The organism is Streptococcus sp. HF-1907 (genome assembly GCF_015594605.1).
Classification (GTDB): domain Bacteria; phylum Bacillota; class Bacilli; order Lactobacillales; family Streptococcaceae; genus Streptococcus.
In genome coordinates, this window is record NZ_JADNQT010000035.1 from 1 (window position 1) to 1,535 (window position 1,535).

General features: G+C 39.3%; 1 protein-coding gene. It reads left to right on the forward strand.

Annotated elements, in window-relative coordinates; translation table 11 throughout:
• The first annotated feature begins 110 nt into the window (after positions 1–110).
• Positions 111–1,283 (forward strand): IS30 family transposase, encoded by a 1,173-nt coding sequence (locus tag IYQ92_RS10035; RefSeq protein ID WP_195676489.1) that lies wholly within the window; start codon positions 111–113, stop codon positions 1,281–1,283.
• Positions 1,284–1,535: the final 252 nt, after the last annotated feature.

The following is a 1,535-nucleotide window of genomic DNA, read 5'->3' on the forward strand; positions in this document are numbered from 1 at the left end:
GGTAACTTCGCAAAGTAAGTTCCAGTCCTCTAGTCAAACTGGAAGTTAGTCTGAAACGTGTTTTTATGGTGGAAGTAAGTCTGAGACTTTTCGTTTAGAAAGAGGTCAATATGACAACTCAAAAATATAAACACATGACACTTTCAGACAGAACTGACATTCAAGTTGGATTGGAAAATAGAAAGACGTTTAAAGAAATTGCACTTGAAATTCAAAAAGATCCAACAACAGTCGCTAAAGAGGTTAAAAGAAACAAGCTTATTAAGAATGGGACAGAAGGTTATCCTGAATGCCCTCTGCTCAAAAAAGCCCCCTACATTTGTAACGGCTGCCCCAAAAAGAGGATGAAGTGTGGCTTTGAGAAATCCTTCTACTACGCCAAGAGAGCTCAGAGAGACTATGAAAATCTCTTATCTGAAGCTAGAGAAGGGACCCCTTTAGACAAAGAAGCCTTCTGGGAGATGGATAAGATTATCTCTGACGGTATCAATAAAGGACAACGTATCTACCACATCATGGCTTCACAGGATGTCGGCGTTCATAAATCAACTGTCTATCGGTACCTAAACAAAGGCTATCTCTCCGTTTCATCCATTGACCTTCCTCGAGCAGTTAAGTTCAGAAAGCGCAAGAAATCAAAACTTCCTCCTATTTTCAAAGCTGACAAAGAAGGGAGACGTTACGAAGATTTTCTAAGCTACCTAGAAGAAAATAACCTCTCTTCTTGGCTTGAAATGGATACTGTTGTGGGCAGAGTTGGTGGAAAACTTCTCCTAACCTTCAACGTTTCTTTTTGTAATTTTATCTTCGCTAGGTTACTTGATGGTAAGTCGGCAACTGAAGTCGCTAAACATATCCAAACAATCAAGTTAGACCTGCACAAAGCTGGTTGGAAGTTCTCAGAAAACTTTCCTGTCATCTTGACAGATAATGGCGGAGAGTTTGCCAGAGTGGACGACATTGAGATTGACCATGAGGGACAGTCTCAGCTCTTCTTCTGTGATCCTAATCGCTCTGACCAGAAGGGACGGATTGAGAAGAACCATACTCTCATTCGAGATATATTGCCCAAGAAAACAAGCTTTGACAATTTGACACAAGAAGATATCAATCTTGTCTGCTCACACGTTAACAGCGTCAAGAGAGCTTCTCTCAATGGTAAGACAGCCTATGAGATGTTTACTTTTACCTATAACGAAGAAGTAGCTAACCTTCTAGGCATCCAAAGAATACAAGCTCAAGACGTTTTACAATCGCCTAAATTACTCAAAGATAAACTCTAAAATCACATAAAATTCATACACGAAAAGTCTCACACTAACTTCCACCACAGCAGAACTTAATCTGAAACGCTTTCAGATTGGGGCATTTTCGTGTACTCTTTTTTCTGAAAAAAGAGCCATCAAAAAACGGTAAATTAGGCTTTTTAAAAACTAGCGGAATTTAGTCTGAGACAGATTTCCACTAGTTTTATCATTTCTTCGTAGACTAAGTTCCACTTCTAAATATAGTGGAACTTACTTTGCGAAGTTACC